The organism is Blastopirellula marina (assembly GCF_002967715.1).
GTDB classification, from domain to species: domain Bacteria; phylum Planctomycetota; class Planctomycetia; order Pirellulales; family Pirellulaceae; genus Bremerella; species Bremerella marina_B.
In genome coordinates, this window is the sequence record NZ_PUIA01000061.1 from 1 (window position 1) to 537 (window position 537).

Below are 537 nucleotides of genomic sequence, written 5' to 3' on the forward strand. Positions count from 1 at the left end.
GTACTCGGCATGGATCGCCGGCGGCAGGCAGAGGTCGACCATATCGATCGAGTCGTCAGCCAGCAGTTCATCGTAAGACGAATAGCCAGCGACCCCAGACAGGTCGATCTTTTCACCGGGAGGACCGAAGTTCCCTTTGATTCCGCGCCAGTCCCCTTTCAGCCGTTTGGGATCGCGCGAGCTGACGGCGGCCAGTTTCATCGAACGAACTTTTTGGTAGGCCAGATAGTGAATCCAGCCCATGAAACCGACGCCGACGAGTCCAACGCGAATCATGGTTGCTTGCTCCTGTGGTAGCTTGGGTAGGTAATAAAGCAGTCGCCGGGCCGCTGCGGCGGCCTCTAGCGTTACTTGTTAAGTAGGTTCAGGAATCGCCCGTACGCTTCGTCCCAGGCGGTGGTGTTGCGCGGTTGATATTCGGAGACCGAAAAGCTGTTGCGGACCACCTCGCGGCTGTCCCACAAGTTGCCGACATCGCCGAGCGCCACCGCTTGCGTCATCAGGTTGCCGACCGCCGTCGCTTCGGTCGGTCCGGCG

Annotated in this window: 1 protein-coding gene and 1 pseudogene; both read right to left on the minus strand. The window is 60.0% G+C overall.

Features of this window, described 5'->3' with window-relative positions; genetic code table 11:
* Positions 1 to 276: Gfo/Idh/MocA family protein (locus tag C5Y96_RS19500; RefSeq protein ID WP_158261326.1), on the minus strand; the 276-nt coding region annotated here is incomplete at its 3' end.
* A 71-nt stretch (positions 277 to 347) separates the two neighbouring features.
* Positions 348 to 537 (minus strand): annotated as a pseudogene (locus C5Y96_RS27470) (rhamnulokinase); the annotation flags it as partial.